Here is a 16,597-nt window from a genome sequence, read left to right as displayed (position 1 = left end):
CCGCCAGCTAGGCCCGCCGGTTGATCAGCACGATCCCCAGCGTCACCAGCGCCAGTTTGGCGATCAGCGCCGGCGTCACCGTTTCGCCGAGCCAGAGCCAGCCCATGACCACGCCGAAAACCGGCGACAGAAAGGCGAAAGCGGCGATCTGGCTCGCCTTGTAGCGGCTGAGCAGCCAGAACCAGGCAAGAAACGTTCCCGAGGCCACCACCACGATCTGAAACAGCATCATCCATGCCGTCACCGGCACGAAATCGCGCAGAAACGGCCCGAAAGCGAAGGAAACGGCGATCAGCAGCGGCGCCGAGACCAGCAATTGCCAGAACATCTGCATTTCCGGCGTCACCTCGCGGATCCGGGTCAGACGGGGCACGAGCGAGACGCCCATCCAGCCCAGGGCCCCCACCAGCGCCGCAAGATCGCCCAGCAGCGAGGCATCGCCGCCCAGCCCGGTGCGGTCGACGATGGCCCAGACCACGCCGGCAAAGGCGAGCGCCAGGCCGAGGCTGCGCAGCGGGGTCAGCCGTTCGCCGGGCAGCAGAAAATGCGCCGCCACCGCCATCCAGACCGGCATCGAATAGAAGATCACGCTCACCCGCGTCACCGTGGTGAGATCGAGCGCGATGAACAGCGCCAGGAACTCGACCGCAAAGATCAGCCCGATCAGCAGCCCCGCCGGCAGCGTGCCGGGGCGGAAATCGAGCCGCTGGCCGCGCAACCGCATCCAGCCCCAGATCACCACGACCGCGCCCGCCGAACGCAGCCCGGCGGCGAAGACCGGCTGCAACCCGTCATTGGTGAGCTTGATCACCACCTGATTCAGCGCCAGCACCACCATGATGGCGATGAGCGCGGCGGTGCCGAAACGGTCCATGTCGTCGCGGTGGTTCATGCTGCGACAGGAGAGGCGCGGGCACCGCGTGTCAAGCCATTCCCCGATTTCCCCGCCCATGCTACCACTTCGGCAAAACATGGAGACCGGGACAGTGAACATCCTCCAGATCGCCTCGCTCATGATCGTGCTCGCCGCCACCTTCGGCGCGATCAACTACCTTTTTCTGCGCCTGCCCTCGGCCATCGGCATCCTCGTGGTCGCCTTCGTGGTCTCGCTCGCCATCCTCGGGCTCGACGCGATGATTCCCACGCTCACCATCGCCGAAGAGGTGCGCGCGGTCGTCCAGAGCCTCGATTTTTCCGATGCGCTGCTCGAAGGGATGCTGGGCCTTCTGCTCTTCGCCGGTGCCCTGCATGTCAAAACCTCCGATCTGCGGGCGCAATGGATGCCGGTGCTGCTGATGGCCACGCTGGGCGTGGCGCTGTCGACCACAATCGTCGGGGTCGGGTTCAGCTGGATCACCGGCATGCCGCTGCTCGTGGCGCTCGTCTTCGGCGCGCTGATCTCGCCCACCGACCCGGTGGCGGTGCTGGGCGTGCTGCGCGAGGCGAAGCTGCCGAAAGCGCTGGAAACCAAGATCGCGGGCGAATCCCTGTTCAACGACGGGGTCGGCTACGTGGTCTACCTGATCCTGGTGGGCCTCGCCTTTTCCGCCGGCGCCGGACATGGCGAGGCGGAGGCTCACGGCGCGGGCGGCGGGTTGGCCGATGCGGCGCAGCTCTTCTTTCAGGAGGCCGTGGGCGGCGCGGTGCTGGGCCTCGCCCTCGGCTGGCTGGTGTTCCGGGTGATGCGGCGGATCGACGATTACCCGCTGGAAGTGCTGATCACGCTGGCGCTGGCCTTTGGCGGCTACGAATTGGCGGTGGCGCTGCATGTGTCGGCGCCGATCATGGCGGTGACCGCCGGGCTGCTGATCGGCGATGTCGGCACCAAGCACGGCATGAGCGAGGAAACCCGCAAATACGTCGAAGCCTTCTGGAAGCTGGTCGACGAGATCCTGAACGCGGTGCTCTTCCTGATGATCGGCATCGAGGTTTTCGCCGTCGCCTTCACGATGGACACCTTCACCTCCGGCGTGCTCGCCATCGGGCTGGCGCTCGTCGCGCGCCTCGCCGCCGTGGCGATCCCGGTGCTGATGCTGAAACCCTTCACCGGGTTTTCACGCGGCACGATCCCGATCATGACATGGGGCGGCCTCAAGGGCGGGATCTCGGTCGCGCTGGCGCTGAGCCTGCCCGAGAGCGAGTGGAAGGCCACGATCCTCGCCGCGACCTATGTGGTGGTGCTGTTCTCGATCATCGTCCAGGGCCTCACCGTGGCGAAACTCGCCGCCAGGGTGGGCCGCGAGCCGGAACTTATGTGATGGGCTGCAAACGGGCTTGATCGGGGCGGCAAGCTGACCAAAACTGGCCGCGCGACAGGAGCGGACCGGCACGGCCGGCATCGGAGGATCAATGACCGGCTACCTCGTCTATGACGTGTTCACCGACCGCCGCTATGGCGGCAACCAGCTTGCCATCCTGCCCGACGCCCGCGATCTGCCGGAAGCCGAACTTCAGCTCATCGCGCAGGAATTCAACTTTTCCGAAACGGTCTTTCTCTACCCGCCCGACAAGCCCGGCCACGATGCGCGGATACGCATCTTCACGCCGACGATGGAGCTGCCCTTCGCCGGGCATCCGACCATCGGCACGGCGGTGATGCTGGGCGATGCCGGGCTTGGCCCCGACCTCGTGCTCGAACTCGGCATCGGCCCGCTCAACGCCCGGGTCGAGGGATCGCGCGCCTCCTTCACCACCGGGATGGCGCTGAAGCGGCTGGCCGCGCCGGAGACGGCGCTGGTGGCCGATGCGCTGGGGATCGCGGCGGGCGAGATCGCCGCCCGCCCGGTGATGGCCACGCTCGGCCTCGGCTTCACCTTCACGCCGCTGGTCAGCCGCGCGGCGCTGGCCGCCTGCAGCCCCGACATCGCCGCCTTCCGCCGTGGCGCCGAGGCCCATCCCGAGGGGATGGACTTCGCGCAATACGCCTATGTCGAGGACGGCAATACGATCCATGCCCGGATGTTCGCCCCGCTCGACAACATCCCCGAAGACCCGGCCACCGGCTCGGCCGCGGCGACACTCGCCGCCCTCCTCGCCGAGATGCGCGGCGCCCCGGTCGCGCTGACCATCCGCCAGGGCGAGGATATGGGCCGCCCGAGCCTGATCGAGGCCAGCGCCACCCCCGGCGGGCCGGTCACCGTTTCGGGCGAGGCGGTGCCGGTGACGCGCGGGGAACTCCTGCGATGAATGCCTGGGTTCTGCTGCTCAGGGGGATCAATGTGGGCGGCAATCACGCGCTGCGGATGAGCGATCTGCGCGCCCTGCTCGCCACCCTCGGCGTGCGCAACGTGGCCAGCTACATCCAGTCGGGCAACCTGGTGTTCACCGGGGTGATCGACGCCCGGAATTTCGGCGAGATCGTCGAGGACGAGATCGAGGCGCAGCGCGGCTTTCGCCCGCGCGCGATGGTCTTTTCCCGCGAGAATTTCGGCGAGATCGTCGCCGCCTATCCCTGGCCCGACGCTTTCGGCGATCCCACCTCGGGCCATATCTGGTTTCTTGCCGCCCGCCCCACGGCCCCGGATATGGACGAGCTGGGCAAGCTTGCCGCATCCAGCGAGCGGTTTCGGCTTACCGACTCTGCCTTCTATCTGCACGCGCCCGACGGGATCGGCCGTTCGAAGCTCGCCGAAAAGGTCGAGCGCCATGTCGGCGTGGCCGCCACCGCCCGCAACCTCAACACATCGCTGAAGCTGCGCGAGATGCTGGAGGGGCTGGGCGAGGTGTGACGCCGCCCGTTGCGCCCGGCGGCGGCGCGTCCTATCCAGTCGGAACCAGACAGGAGGCACAGCATGGACGTTCGGGTAAAATGGGTCGAGGACCGCACTTTCGTGGGCGAGGCCGAAAGCGGCCACAAGATCGTGTTCGGCGCGGCCAGCGAGAACGGGCCGAAACCGGGGCCGAGCCCGATGGAACTGGTGCTGATCGGCACGGGCGGCTGTTCGGCCTATGACGTGGTGTCGATCCTCGAAAAAAGCCGCGAGCCGGTGGAGGACGTCACCGTGGAACTCGACGCCGACCGCGCCGAAACCGACCCGAAGGTGTTCACCCGCGTGCATATGCATTTCATCGTCACCGGCCGCGGGCTGAACCCGGCGCGGGTGGAGCGGGCGATTGCGCTCTCGGTGGAAAAATATTGCTCGGCCTCGGCGATGATCCAGAAAACCGCCGATCTCAGCCACGATTACGAAATCGTCGATCCCTCGGCCTGAGCGCTCAGCCCTGCGCCCCGCCCTCGCCCGCGCGCAGCTCGGCGGCGAGCCGGTCGAACGGGTCGTGCTTCATCTTTTCGGGCATCTCGGCGGCGGGTTCGAAATCCGGCAGGTAGAGCCCCGAGGTCCAGCGTTCCGGCAAGCGGTCGGCCAGCGCCATCGCGGCACGGCTGACCCGGGCGGCCCGCAAGCGGATCGCCTCGGCGCGCTGCGGGTCACGTTGGGCAAGCCGGTCGTGCCAGTCGGCGATCAGTTCGTGCACCCGGTCCGGCCCGAGCGAGACATACCCCACCCCCGCCATCAGGACGGCAAGGATGGCGAGGAAGGCCAGCTTGCCCGGCGCGAAGATCGCCGCGAGCACAAGCAAGGCCAGGGCCAGCCGGCGCGGCGCATCGGGCCGTTTGAGGAAACGGCGGACATGCCCGCTGGCGTGCGCGGTGAACGCCCGCCAGCGGCTGGCCTGCGGCGTCTGCAGCGGCTCGGGTGAGCTGACCGGGGCAGCCGCGACGGGCCGTTCCACCGGCACGGTGCGCGGCGACGCCGACACGGGTTGCACAGGCACAGGGCGTGGCGCCGGGGCGGACACAGGGCGTGGCGCAGGGGCGGGCACGGGGCGTGGCTCCGGCGCAGGCGCGGGCTCGGGCGCGCGCGCCGGCGCAACCGCCGCCTCTTCAATCAGCCGGCGGACAACATCGAGGGTCTCATCGCCCCCGGATGCCGGCGGCGCAGGTCTGGGGCGCTCCCCGGATGTCGCCATCGCTCACCTCTCAGCACGATTACCCCGCCTGGCGCGGGGCCGGCCGCAAGGATGCCCGGAGATTCGGGCGACAACATGGCACGCCCGCCCAACGCCCCTTCCCTCTCCCCCGGCAAGGGCGTATCGGGGGCCGGCCACTTCCCCCGGAGCACCCAGATGGACAACCTGCGCGGCGCGCTTCTGATGATCCTCGCCATGGCCGGCTTCGCCGCCGAGGACGCCTTTGTGAAAACCGTCACCCAGACGGTGCCGATGGGCCAGGTGCTGATCTATATCGGCGCGGGCGGCGGGCTGGCCTTTGCCGCGCTCGCCACCCGCTCGGGCTATTGCGCGCTGTCGCGCAGCTTCTGGCACCCGATGGTGCTGATGCGCAACGCGGGCGAGATCGTCGGCACCGCCGCCTTCGTCACCGCGCTCACGCTGATCCCGCTCTCACTCGCCTCGGCGCTGCTGCAGGCCAACCCGCTCTTCGTGACGCTGGGCGCGATCCTGTTCTTCGGCGAACGGGTCGGCTGGCGGCGCTGGCTCGCCATCGGCATCGGGCTGGCGGGCGTGCTGGTGATCCTGCGCCCGGGGATGGAGGGGTTCCGCCCCGAAGCGCTGTTTGGCCTCGTCGCCGCGCTGGCGCTGGCGCTGCGCGATCTCGTCACCCGCCATGCGCCCGGCCATGTGCATCCGCTGCAAACCTCGTCCTGGGGCTTTTTCATGCTGGTGCCGGTGGGTGCGGCAATGCTGTGGGCCTCGGGCGGGCCGGTGCGGCTGGGGGCCGGCGATGGCGGGATGATCCTCGCCGCCATCGCGCTGGGGATGGGCGCCTATTATGCCCTGACGCTGGCAGTGCGGCTGGGCGAGATCGGCTTCGTCACCCCGTTTCGCTACACCCGGCTGCTGTTCGGCATGGGCATCGGCTGGGCGGTTTTCAACGAACGGCTCGACGCGCTCACCCTGATCGGCGCGGCCATCGTGGTCGGGTCCGGCCTCTACACGCTGCTGCGCGAACGCGCGCTCATGCGCCGGCACGCGGCCTGATCTGTCGCAAGGCGGCTGCGGCAGAAAACACTTATCATGCACTCACGTTTTGCTCTTGCGTGAGGTCTCCCATGAAACTGCAAAAACTGTTGAGCGCCGCCCTGATCGCGGCGCTGCCGCTTGCCGCTCTTGCCCAGGGCGAAACGCCCGTCGACCGGCTGTGGTCGGTCCGGATCATGCAGCAGATGGTGAAACAGGTGGTCAAAAACACCCATCCCAGCATCCTGGGGGCCGGCGCCACCGGCCAGTTGCTCGCACGCGACGTGCCGGTGATGACCGCCCGCCTGCGCGAAACCCGCGCCGCCATCGAGGCGATCGGCCAGCCAGATGTGCCGGAACCGGAAGACCCCAATGCCCTGCGCCCACAGGATGCGCGGGTGATCGCCCGCGAGATGGGCGATATCGAATACCTGCTGGGGCTGATGGCCGAGACCGGCGATCCCGACCAGTTGGCCGGGATCCGTGCCGCGCTCGAAGCCAAACAGGCGCGGATCGACGCGGTGCTGGCCTATTACCCCGCCCCGCGCCGCCCGGCGCAGATGCGCGCCTATGCCATCGAAGTGCCCGCCACCTTCGCCACCGGCGTGGGCCGCTGGCTCGACACTGGCATCGCGCTGGCGGCGGGCGATTACGTGACTCTCACCGCCAGCGGCCAGTGGCGCCTCGGCCCCGGCCCGCGGCTGTGTGACGGCAGCGGGCTGACCAACTTCCCGGATTATCAAGGCCATCTCTACGGCACCCTGCTGGCCCGGGTCGGCGATGGCGAGGTGATTGCCGTGGGCACCGCCACCTCCTTCGTCGCCACCGCGCCGGGGCATCTGTTTCTCGGCAATAACGACGCCAATACCGAGGACAATTCGCTCGCCCTGTCGGTGGCGATCGACGTCGACTGACCGCGCTGCACCGCAGCGGGGCCTTTTCATGCCGCACGGCAGGCGGTATGACCGGGCCACGCGATTTTTGACCCCAATCCAGAGGGACCAGCCATGAGCATCATCATCGACATTTTCGCCCGCGAGATCCTCGACAGCCGGGGCAACCCGACCGTCGAGGTCGACGTGATCCTGGAAGACGGCACGATGGGCCGCGCGGCGGTGCCCTCGGGGGCCTCGACCGGGGCGCATGAAGCCCATGAAAAGCGTGACGGCGACAAGAGCCGCTATGGCGGCAAGGGCGTGCTGGAGGCGGTGGCCGCGGTGAACGGCGAGATCGCCGAAGCGCTGGTGGGCTTCGACGCGACCGAGCAGGAAGCCATCGACGCAGCGATGATCGAGCTTGACGGCACCCCCAACAAGGCCCGCCTCGGCGCCAACGCCATTCTCGGCGTGTCGCTCGCCGTGGCCAAGGCGGCGGCGGATTATTCCTCGCTGCCGCTCTACCGCTACGTGGGCGGCTCGGCGGCGCGGGTGCTGCCGGTGCCGATGATGAACATCATCAATGGCGGCGAACATGCCGACAACCCGATCGACATCCAGGAATTCATGATCATGCCGGTCGCCGCCACCTCGGTGCGCGACGCGATCCGGATGGGTGCCGAGACCTTCCACGCGCTGAAGAAGGAACTGGCGGAAGCGGGCTACAATACCGGCATCGGCGATGAGGGCGGCTTTGCCCCGAACCTGTCCTCGACCCGCGAGGCGCTCGATTTCATCCTGCGGTCGATCGAAAAGGCGGGCTACAAGCCGGGCGAAGACATCTACCTCGCCATGGATGCCGCCTCGACCGAGTATTACAAGGGCGGCAAATACGAGATGAAGGGCGAGGGCCTGTCGCTCAGCTCCGCCGAGAACGTGGACTATCTCGCCGGTCTGGTGGACGACTATCCGATCATCTCGATCGAGGATGGCTGCGCCGAGGACGACTGGGAGGGCTGGAAGCTGCTCACCGAAAAGCTGGGCGACAAGATCCAGCTCGTCGGCGACGACCTCTTCGTGACCAACCCCGACCGCCTCGCGCGCGGCATCGCCGATGGCGTGGCCAACTCGATGCTGGTCAAGGTCAACCAGATCGGCTCGCTGTCGGAAACGCTGAAAGCCGTCGATATGGCCCACCGCGCCCGCTATACCAACGTGATGAGCCACCGCTCGGGCGAAACCGAAGACGCCACCATCGCCGATCTGGCGGTGGCGACGAATTGCGGCCAGATCAAAACCGGCTCGCTCTCGCGCTCCGACCGGCTGGCGAAATACAACCAGCTCATCCGCATCGAGGAGCAACTCGGCGAGACGGCGGTTTACGCCGGGCGGTCGATTTTGAAGTGAATATCGCGCGGTGCATGCCACCGAAGGGTTGAACATGGCGGTTTACGTGATTGGCGGGTCCAACTCGCTCAAGAGCGACGGGTGGACCAGCCGATTTCGAGCGGTTGAGCCCGATTTCGTGAACCTTTCGGTTGGCGCCACCACGTCGATCACCGGACTATACCGCATCCTGACCCATCCCGGCATTACGCGAGGCGACGTGCTGATCTGGGAATATGCGCTGAACGAAGCCAATCGTGTCAGCAATGGGCAATCAATGCGCACCTACCTGGCGCATTTGGAGCATCTGCTTCGCCTGGCACGGGACCGGGGTCTGCTTGTTGCACCTTTGATATTCACGCCGCGTCATCTGGAAAAGCGCGCTCAACGCTCGCGCTACTATGATCGCTTGTTCGCGCTTCTTGCGCATTACGCGCTAGTGCCGTTCGATGTTTCGGCCGAACTACGCCGTTCCCTCGGCGTGCCCCGACTGCCTGAGTCCAGTTTCAGGGACAAACTCCATTACGCTCATGATGACGAGATGCTGGACTTCATTTGCCAGGGCGCCCAACGCGCGGTGCGACAAGCCAGTGTCCCGGCGCCAGCCAAACCAAGATACGTGCGCGGAGAGCGGCTTCGTCTGATCACCGATTTCGCCAATGACAGCTTTGCAAACAGCATCATGCAACTGCCCGTCGCACGCCCGCCATTCACCTTCACCTACCCCGCGCGCGGCGAAATAACGGCAATCACCTATGTGTCAGAAACTCGTCCCATGACCTTCCAGGTGGGCATTCACGGCCGCCGTGAGAGAAGTCCGATTTCCGTGGCCGCCAGCCACAAAAGCAAGAAAAATAAAAAGCCCCTCCTACGGACGGCGGTCCTCCCACTTGGCGCTGCACGAAGGCTGTCGGGTGAAACGGGAACCGTCGGGTCGGTCCGAATGCGGCTCAGAAAGGGTCGCTCGCACCAGGCGGCGCCCCTTCACGATGCCGACGCAGCCACGCAGATTGCAGGTATTTTTGTCACCAGCCGGGCCTGGTGGCATCTTGCCGGGTTACGCAACCTTGCCGCGCGGGCCAGGCGGCGAATATCAACACGGAAGTGGACAAATCCAGCGCGCCAGAAGTAGCGCGCCCGCCGATCGAGTGCTCTGCTTGGCGGCTCAAGTCCTTCCCGCCACGCAGAAAACCTGCCATCTTCGCCGCAACGCATCAAAAACAGCAGGCGCCCATGTCATTCCTTGCCAGTATCAAACCCGCCGAAAAACTCGTTGCGGGATTCGTCATCCTCTATCTCGCCCTGTTCTCCGCCTGGTTCTTCTCCATCGGCAATAACGAGTTCATCATCTACATCGTCACCATGCTGGTTCTGATGGCCCTGATCGGGGCCACGCTGCGGGTGGGCGAATATCCCGCGCCGATGCTCTGGGCGCTGGCGCTCTGGGGGCTGCTGCATTGCGCCGGCGGCGGCGTGCCGGTGGGCGATCAGGTGCTTTATGCGGTTCAGATCCTGCCCATTCTCGGCAATGGCGACAGCGAGATGACGCTGCTGAAATACGACCAGATCGTTCACGCGCTTGGCTTCGGCATCACCGCCTGGGTGCTCTGGCACGTGCTCACCCGCCATTATCCCGAAACCCGCCGGAGCTGGACGGCCTATGCCTTCCCCGCCCTCGCCTCGATGGGGCTCGGCGCGGTGAACGAGATCATCGAGTTTTCCGCCGTGGTGATCGTGCAGGATACCGGCGTGGGCGGCTACCTCAACACCGCGCTCGATCTGTGCTTCAACGGCGCCGGCGCGCTGATCGCGGTGATGATCATCGCACGGACGGAGCGAATAAGAGGATGAACTGGAAACGACCCTGGTCGCGGCGGCCCGCGCACAGCGATGCGCAAAGGCCAGAGCGCCCGACATCGACATCGCGGTCCGACCATCCCGCGCTCTTCCCCGCCGGTTACGGGCCGATGCCTGCCGAACATATGACAATTCAGCGCTCGCAGCCCCTATTCGGCCCTGATATTCCGGGCGCCGCCATTCGGAGCTTTCTGCAACTCACGATTCTGCCGCCATCGCAGCGCTGGATGTTTTTCTCGGCGGGCAAAGCCGCTTCATCTTCCACCCTGAACCTCTTGTTCGAGATGGAATTCGGCCGGCCGCTCTCGGTGCATTTCGACGCGCCGCACGATATCAACCCCTCGGCGGTGGTGCATCAGCTCGCCAATCACGGGGTATTCTCGCGCGCGCTGAAACTCGGGCTTGGCATGCCGGATCTTCTGGCGCTGCCGGCGGAGCGTCTTCTGGTGGTGCGCAATCCCTATGCCCGCGCCGTCTCCGCCTTCCGCTATCTGTGCCGGTCCGACGAGCTGCGCGCCTCATGATTTCTGGAAACCCGGCTGCGCATGAATGCCCGCGTCGGGTTTGACTGGAGCGCGATGCCCCATACCGTGGAGGGGTTTCGCCGCTTCCTGCATTTCATCGAGGCGGAAATCGCCGATTTCGGCCCCTATTGCCTCGATCCGCACTGGGGCATCCAGGCCCGGATCAGCCATCCGACGGTTTTTCGCCCGACGCTCACGGGCCGGGTCGAAGCGATGGGCGATTTCTACCGGGATCTCGCCGACCGGCTCGATCGGCCCCTTCCCGCCGATATCTCACTCGAAAACCGCCAACCAGACCCGGCGCAGAACCTGGCCGGCGATCCCGAGGCACGCGCTCTGGTTGAGCGGATCTATGCCGAGGATTTTGAATCCTTCAGCTATTGACCCTGTTCCCGTCCGCTATGGGCAATCCTGCATTGCCCGACCGCCGCCGCCCGCGTAAACCCATGCCATGACAAACGTTCTCGACAAGATCAAAGCCTACAAGCTGGAAGACGTGGCCGCATGCAAGGCCGCGCGGCCGATGGGCGAGGTGGAGCTGGCCGCGCGCGCCGCCCTGCCGGTGCGCGGCTTTGGCGAGCGGCTCGCCGCCGCCACGCAGACGGGCTATGGCCTGATCGCCGAGGTGAAGAAGGCCTCGCCCTCCAAGGGGCTGATCCGGCCCGATTTCGATCCGCCCGCGATTGCCCGCGCCTATGAGGCCGGCGGCGCCACCTGCCTCTCGGTGCTGACCGATACGCCCAGCTTTCAGGGGGCCGACGAGTTCCTCGTCGCCGCCCGCGCCGCCACCACGCTGCCGGCGCTGCGCAAGGATTTCATCTACGATCCCTATCAGGTGGCGGAAGCGCGCGCGCTCGGGGCCGATTGCATCCTGATCATCATGGCGAGCGTGGAAGACGGGCAGGCGGCGGAGCTTGAAGATGCCGCCTTCGGCTGGGGCATGGATGTGCTGGTGGAGGTGCATGACGCGGACGAACTGGAGCGCGCCACCTTGCTGAAATCGCCCCTGCTCGGCATCAACAACCGCAACCTGAAAACCTTCGAAACCAGCCTCGACACCACGCGGGAGCTGTCGAAGCTGGCGCCGGACGACAGGCTGCTGGTCTGCGAGAGCGGCCTTGTCACGCCCGCCGATCTGGCCGACATGGCCGCCGTGGGCGCGCGCGCCTTCCTGATCGGCGAGAGCCTGATGCGGCAGGGCGATGTGGAAGCCGCCACCCGCGCCCTGCTTGCCGATCCGGTGATGCCATGAGCGGCAAGCTCACCCATTTCGACGGCGCCGGGCAGGCCCATATGGTCGACGTTTCCGGCAAGGCAGTGACCGACCGCACGGCGCAGGCCGAGGCGCTGGTGCTGATGGCGCCCGAAACGCTGGCGCTGGTCGAGGCGGGCGACGCGAAGAAGGGCGACGTGCTCGGCGTGGCGCGGCTCGCGGGCATCATGGGGGCCAAGAAAACCGCCGAGCTTATCCCGCTCTGCCACCCGCTGCCGATCACAAAGGTGGCGCTCGATCTCGTGGCCGAACCCGCCCTGCCCGGCGTTCGGATCACGGCGACCGTCAGGACCTCCGGCCAGACCGGGGTGGAGATGGAGGCGCTCACCGCCGTCACCACCGCCGCGCTCACCGTCTACGACATGCTCAAGGCCGCCGAAAAGGGAATGCGGATCGAGGGCGTGCGGCTGCTGACCAAGACCGGCGGCAAATCGGGCGACTGGGAGGCCGGCACATGATCACCGTTGCCGAAGCCCTCGACGCGCTCTTCGCGCTGGCCCGGCCCACGGGCACCGAAACCGTGCCGCTGGCGCAGGCGGCGGGGCGAGTTCTGGCCGAGCCGGTCATCGCCAGCCGCAACCAGCCGCCTTTCGCCGCCTCGGCGATGGACGGCTATGCGCTCAAGGGCGTCGAGGCCGAGCCGGATGCGATGTTCAAGGTGATCGGCACAAGTGCTGCAGGCGCGCGGTTCGAGGGCAATGTCGGCCCCGGACAGGCGGTGCGTATCTTCACCGGCGCGCCGGTGCCGGTGGGGGCCGACCGGGTGATCATCCAGGAGGATGTGAGCCGCGACGGCAACCTGATCACCCTCGGGCGCGACCTCGACCGGGGGCCATATGTACGCCCCGCCGGCATGGATTTCGCCATTGGCGACAGGGTGGAGGCGCCGCGCGTGCTCGGCCCGCGCGATCTGGCGCTGATCGCGGCGATGAATGCGGGCGACGTCACCGTGGCACGCCGCCCCGACGTGGCGCTGATCGCCACCGGCGACGAGCTGGTGATGCCGGGCGAAGAGCCGGGGCCGGACCAGATCATCGCCTCCAATTCCTTCGGCCTCAAGGCGATGCTGGAGGCGGCGGGCGCGCAGGTGCGGCTGCTGCCGATCGCGCGCGACAATGAAGACAGCCTGCGCACGGTGTTCGATCTTGCCGACGGGGCCGACCTCGTGGTCACCATCGGCGGCGCCTCGGTGGGCGATCACGATCTTGTCGGCCCGGTGGCCGCCGAGCTGGGCATGGAGCAGAGCTTCTACAAGGTCGCCATGCGGCCGGGCAAACCGCTGATGGCGGGCCGGCTCGGACCGGCGGCGATGGTGGGCCTGCCCGGCAACCCGGTCTCGTCGCTGGTCTGCGGCCATATCTTCCTGGTGCCGATGGTCCGCGCCATGCTGGGCCTCGGCCCCGCCCCCGCGCCCCGCCGCCGCGCCGTGCTGGGCGAAGACCTGCCCGAAAACGGCCCGCGCGAGCATTATATGCGCGCCGTGCTGGACGAGAGCGGCGTGCGCCCCCTGCCCCGGCAAGACAGCGCCCTGCTGACCATCCTGCAACGCGCAAACGCGCTTCTGGTGCGCCCCATGGGCGACCCGGCGCGCAAGGCGGGCGATCTCGTCGACATCGTCGAATTGTAGCATTTGTTGACACGAAACGGGAACGCGGGTAGAACATTGCTTGAACAGCCCGTCAAGGGCGCCCCACAACAGCCGCGCTGACTCTCACCGAAAGCGGCGCAATGGAGGTGCGAGCATATGTTGACCCGCAAGCAACTTGATCTTCTCGATTTCATCAACAAGCGCCTGCTGCGCGACGGTGTGCCGCCGTCGTTCGACGAGATGAAGGAAGCGCTGGATCTGCGCTCGAAATCGGGGATTCACCGGCTGATCACAGCGCTGGAAGAGCGCGGCTTCATCCGCCGGTTGCCGCACCGGGCGCGGGCCATCGAGATCGTGAAGCTGCCCGAGGCGCTGGAGCGGTCGGGCCGCGCCGGGTTCGAGCCCCGGGTGATCGACGGCGACCGCCCCGATCACCGCCCCGCCGCCGCGATGGCACTGGGCGACGCACCCGCGTTGGACCTGCCGCTGCTGGGCCGCATCGCCGCCGGCACGCCGATCGAGGCAATCCATGACGGCTCCGCCAGCGTGGCCGTGCCCGGCGCGATGGTGGCGGGCTCCGGCAAGCATTACGCGCTGGAAGTCAAAGGCGAATCCATGATCGACGCCGGGATCAATTCCGGCGATGTGGTGATCATCCGCGAAACCTCGGTGGCCGAGAACGGCGATATCGTGGTGGCGCAGGTGGAAGGCTATGAGGCGACGCTGAAGCGCTATCGCAAATCCGGCGATATGGTGATGCTGGAAGCCGCCAACCCGGCCTTCGAGACCCGGCTGCTGCGCGAAGATCAGGTCGAGGTGCAGGGCAAACTGGTGGGGCTGATCCGCACCTATTGAGCCAGCGCGACAGAACAGCGGACCGCCCTGCCTCGACCGAGCGCGGGGCGTTTTCCTGTCTGGAAACCCCCTTCGCCTTGGCGGCCCCGTTTTCTTTCTAAGAAAACGGGGCGGACTTTTAGAAAAAGTCCGCCTTCCCCCTATCGCGCCACGCCCGTCCAGGGCCGCGCGCCGCTCGTCGCGGCCACGCTCACCACGTGCAACATGCCGTCCTGGAGGATAAGCGCCAACGCCCCGGTTTCCGCCAACCGCGCCGCATCGTAGATCCGGCAACCCTCCGGCGCCGCCTCCACCGTCACCGAGGCAATCACCAGATCGGCCTCGCCGCAGGCTGCCAGCGCACGCGCCGCAGCCCCTTGCCCGGTCAGATGCGCCAGAAGATGCGGCCCGATCCGCGCCCGCCGGTCGCCCCGCGCGCCAGTAAAGCCGCGCCGCGCGGCGGCCACCTCCTGCGCCACCGGGTCGCCGTCGTTTTCCAGCCAGACCGTCGCCGCGAAGCCATCGCCCGAAGGCTTCGACAGCGCCCGCCCCTCCGGCCCGCGCACGCCCACCAGCCCGCCGGACCCGGCCACCAGGGCCAGCGGGCGCTCGACCTCGGCCCAGAGCGCGAAGCCGAAGAGGAGCGGCACCAGCCCCAGCGCCCGCGCCCGCCCGGCGAAAAGCACCGCCATCAGCCCGCCCACCGCGATCAGCGGCAGCACCCACGGGCCGGGCGCGGGCACATGGCCAAGCGCCCCGTCGAGGCCCGAGACCCGATGCGCCACCCAGAGGATCCACTCGATCGGGTAGCGCATCAGCCCGAGCGCGAGGCCCGAAAGTCCCAGCGGCGCCAGCAGCGCCGCCAGCACCGCCAGCGGCATCACCAGCGAGCCCATGACCGGCACCGCCAGCAGATTGGCCAGCAGCCCGTAATGCGAGACCTGGTTGAAATGCGCCGCCGCGAAGGGCGCGGTGGCCAGCCCTGCCACGCTGGACGAGACAAAGAGGCCAACCGGCCCCTGCAGCCAGCGCGGCGGCTGCCAGCCCCGCCAGTCGCGCAAGGCGCCAAAGGCGGCCACCAGCGCGGTGGTGGCGGCGAAGGACATCTGAAAGCCCGGCTCGGTCAGCGCCTCGGGCTGCACCAGCAGGATCGCCAGGGCGGCAATGGCGACGGCGCGCAGGGTGAGCGCCCGCCGGTCGATCAGCACCGCGCCGAACATCACGCTCACCATGATGAAGGCGCGCTCGGTGGCCACGTTGCCACCCGACAGCGCGAGGTAGAAGGCGCCCGCCTGCAACGCCACCACGGCGGCGATCTTGCGGATCGCCACCCGGTCGGCCAGCCCCGGCACCAGCGCCAGCGCATAGCGCAGGGCGGTGAAGACGAAGCCGGTCAGCAGCCCCATATGCAGCCCCGAGATCGCCAGCAGATGCGCGAGGTTCGATCCGCGCAGAGCGGTCAGCGCTTCGGCGCTCATCTGGGCCCGGTCGCCGGTGGTGATCGCGGCGGCAAAGGCCCCCGCCTCGCCGGGGATCGCCCCGCGCACCGCCACCGCGATGCGCTGGCGCAGCCGGTTGACGGCGATGCCGCCAAAGCCGCGCTCGCCCGGTTCCATAAGCAGCGCGGGCGCACGGGTATAGCCCACCGCGCCGATCCGGTCGAACCAGGCCATGCGCCGGAAATCAAAGCCTCCCGGCTCCACCGGCCCTTCGGGGGCGGAGAGGAAGGCCGTCATCGCCACCCGGTTGCCCGGCACCGGGTCGAGATAGCCCTGCGCCCCGTGCAGCGAGACGCGCACCCGCTCCGGCAACGCTCCGGGGGCGACACGCTCCAGCCGCATCCGGTCGAGGGTGAGGCGCACCGCGTCGGAGGCCGAACGGTCGATCCTGATCACCCGGCCCTCGACCGGGCCGTAGTAGCGAAAGCCGAGCACCGGCGCGCGCATGGTCTCGGTGCGCAGCCCCGCCACCAGAAACCCGGCCAGCACGAGCGCCAGCCCCAGTGCGAGAAAGCCCAGCCCGGCATGGCGCCCGCGCGCCAGCCGAAGCCCGAGCAGCGCGGCCAGGGCCGCCGCCAGCAGGATCGCGGCCCAGCCGGTCCAGCCCGGCTCCGCCGGCAGGGCGAAATAGCCGCCCACGCCGCCGCCAAGGCAAACCGGCGCAAACAGCAGGAGCCGCCCCGCGAGCCGCTCCAGCCGGCCCGATATCCGCGCGAGCGGCGTCACCCTTGTTCTCACCCTCCCGAGCGCCTAAACACCCGTGAAAGCTAGCGCGATCATGGTTT

Annotated in this window: 18 protein-coding genes; 15 read left to right on the top strand and 3 right to left on the bottom strand. The window is 67.8% G+C overall.

The genetic code is table 11. From position 1 onward, the window contains the following. Positions 1-7: 7 nt before the first annotated feature. On the bottom strand, positions 8-892 hold the full coding sequence (locus tag QMG28_RS07120) for a DMT family transporter (protein ID WP_281841527.1): 885 nt from the start codon (positions 890-892) through the stop codon (positions 8-10). Between the two features lie 94 nt (positions 893-986). Between QMG28_RS07120 and QMG28_RS07115 the strand changes: the two genes are divergently transcribed. From QMG28_RS07115 to QMG28_RS07100, 4 genes are all read left to right on the top strand, one after another. After that, complete coding sequence (locus QMG28_RS07115) at positions 987-2,258, top strand: cation:proton antiporter (RefSeq protein ID WP_281841747.1); 1,272 nt, start codon at positions 987-989, stop codon at positions 2,256-2,258. A 91-nt stretch (positions 2,259-2,349) separates the two neighbouring features. Further along, the gene (locus tag QMG28_RS07110) at positions 2,350-3,186 is read left to right on the top strand and encodes a PhzF family phenazine biosynthesis protein (protein ID WP_281841526.1); all 837 of its coding nucleotides are present in this window, start codon (positions 2,350-2,352) and stop codon (positions 3,184-3,186) included. Then, entirely contained in the window at positions 3,183-3,728 is a 546-nt protein-coding gene (locus QMG28_RS07105; protein WP_281841525.1) for a DUF1697 domain-containing protein, read from the top strand. Before QMG28_RS07110 ends, QMG28_RS07105 begins: the two co-directional genes overlap by 4 nt. 63 nt (positions 3,729-3,791) lie before the next feature. Next, positions 3,792-4,211: an OsmC family protein gene (locus tag QMG28_RS07100; RefSeq protein ID WP_281841524.1), complete on the top strand. Its 420-nt coding sequence runs from the start codon at positions 3,792-3,794 to the stop codon at positions 4,209-4,211. A 4-nt stretch (positions 4,212-4,215) separates the two neighbouring features. On the opposite strand, the gene QMG28_RS07095 is transcribed toward QMG28_RS07100, so the two are convergent. Beyond that, positions 4,216-4,758: a hypothetical protein gene (locus tag QMG28_RS07095; protein ID WP_281841523.1), complete on the bottom strand. Its 543-nt coding sequence runs from the start codon at positions 4,756-4,758 to the stop codon at positions 4,216-4,218. Between the two features lie 366 nt (positions 4,759-5,124). On the opposite strand from QMG28_RS07095, the gene QMG28_RS07090 reads away from it, so the two are divergent. The 11 genes from QMG28_RS07090 to lexA all read left to right on the top strand — a co-directional run bounded on the left by QMG28_RS07090 (position 5,125) and on the right by lexA (position 14,334). Next, on the top strand, positions 5,125-5,997 hold the full coding sequence (locus QMG28_RS07090) for a DMT family transporter (protein WP_281841522.1): 873 nt from the start codon (positions 5,125-5,127) through the stop codon (positions 5,995-5,997). A gap of 71 nt (positions 5,998-6,068) precedes the next feature. Continuing rightward, a complete protein-coding gene (locus QMG28_RS07085) occupies positions 6,069-6,890 on the top strand; it encodes a hypothetical protein (protein ID WP_281841521.1) in 822 nt (273 codons plus the stop codon). A 93-nt stretch (positions 6,891-6,983) separates the two neighbouring features. Further along, entirely contained in the window at positions 6,984-8,258 is a 1,275-nt protein-coding gene (eno, locus tag QMG28_RS07080; protein WP_281841520.1) for a phosphopyruvate hydratase, read from the top strand. A gap of 34 nt (positions 8,259-8,292) precedes the next feature. After that, positions 8,293-9,369 (top strand): hypothetical protein, encoded by a 1,077-nt coding sequence (locus QMG28_RS07075; protein WP_281841519.1) that lies wholly within the window; start codon positions 8,293-8,295, stop codon positions 9,367-9,369. A gap of 101 nt (positions 9,370-9,470) precedes the next feature. Then, positions 9,471-10,088 (top strand): DUF2238 domain-containing protein, encoded by a 618-nt coding sequence (locus QMG28_RS07070; protein ID WP_281841518.1) that lies wholly within the window; start codon positions 9,471-9,473, stop codon positions 10,086-10,088. A 131-nt stretch (positions 10,089-10,219) separates the two neighbouring features. Continuing rightward, a complete protein-coding gene (locus QMG28_RS07065) occupies positions 10,220-10,618 on the top strand; it encodes a sulfotransferase family protein (protein ID WP_281841517.1) in 399 nt (132 codons plus the stop codon). Positions 10,619-10,639: 21 nt separating this feature from the next. Continuing rightward, a complete protein-coding gene (locus QMG28_RS07060) occupies positions 10,640-11,002 on the top strand; it encodes a hypothetical protein (RefSeq protein ID WP_281841516.1) in 363 nt (120 codons plus the stop codon). 67 nt (positions 11,003-11,069) lie between these two features. Beyond that, positions 11,070-11,870: an indole-3-glycerol phosphate synthase TrpC gene (gene trpC / locus QMG28_RS07055; protein ID WP_281841515.1), complete on the top strand. Its 801-nt coding sequence runs from the start codon at positions 11,070-11,072 to the stop codon at positions 11,868-11,870. Continuing rightward, the gene (moaC, locus tag QMG28_RS07050; RefSeq protein ID WP_281841514.1) at positions 11,867-12,349 is read left to right on the top strand and encodes a cyclic pyranopterin monophosphate synthase MoaC; all 483 of its coding nucleotides are present in this window, start codon (positions 11,867-11,869) and stop codon (positions 12,347-12,349) included. The genes trpC and moaC overlap by 4 nt, the downstream gene beginning before the upstream one ends. Then, on the top strand, positions 12,346-13,518 hold the full coding sequence (locus tag QMG28_RS07045) for a molybdopterin molybdotransferase MoeA (RefSeq protein WP_281841513.1): 1,173 nt from the start codon (positions 12,346-12,348) through the stop codon (positions 13,516-13,518). The genes moaC and QMG28_RS07045 overlap by 4 nt, the downstream gene beginning before the upstream one ends. 117 nt (positions 13,519-13,635) lie before the next feature. Beyond that, positions 13,636-14,334 (top strand): transcriptional repressor LexA, encoded by a 699-nt coding sequence (gene lexA / locus QMG28_RS07040; RefSeq protein WP_281841512.1) that lies wholly within the window; start codon positions 13,636-13,638, stop codon positions 14,332-14,334. A gap of 140 nt (positions 14,335-14,474) precedes the next feature. On the opposite strand, the gene QMG28_RS07035 is transcribed toward lexA, so the two are convergent. After that, positions 14,475-16,538: a ComEC/Rec2 family competence protein gene (locus QMG28_RS07035; RefSeq protein WP_281841511.1), complete on the bottom strand. Its 2,064-nt coding sequence runs from the start codon at positions 16,536-16,538 to the stop codon at positions 14,475-14,477. Positions 16,539-16,597: the final 59 nt, after the last annotated feature.

The organism is Sinisalibacter aestuarii (assembly GCF_027923545.1).
Classification (GTDB): domain Bacteria; phylum Pseudomonadota; class Alphaproteobacteria; order Rhodobacterales; family Rhodobacteraceae; genus Sinisalibacter; species Sinisalibacter aestuarii.
This window is presented reverse-complemented; position numbering and strand designations above follow the sequence as displayed.